1 rRNA gene is annotated in these 281 nt (G+C 50.9%); it reads right to left on the bottom strand.

Features of this window, described 5'->3' with window-relative positions:
- Window positions 1–281 (bottom strand): 23S ribosomal RNA (locus tag MWU78_RS22635); the annotation flags it as partial.

The raw sequence follows: 281 nt of genomic DNA, 5'->3' as shown, positions 1-281 counted from the left end.
TTTGCCTAGTTCCTTAGCCATGAATCTCTCGAGCGCCTTAGAATACTCATCCCAACCACCTGTGTCGGTTTGCGGTACGGGCTGCTTCACTTGGTTTTCTCGGAGGATGTTAAGCTGGATTATCACCTTGGCCGGAGCCTTAGTGTACTATCGGGGCGTCACCGCTCCCTTCAACGTACTATTCCGTCAGTACGCACCAACGCCACATCCCCGTCACTTTTATTGTGAGCAGGTACAGAAATATTAATCTGTTGTCCATCCACTACCCCCTTCGGGTTCGT

This window comes from Arenibacter sp. F26102 (assembly GCF_023015865.1).
In the GTDB taxonomy this organism is placed as follows: Bacteria; Bacteroidota; Bacteroidia; order Flavobacteriales; family Flavobacteriaceae; genus Arenibacter.
This window is presented reverse-complemented; position numbering and strand designations above follow the sequence as displayed.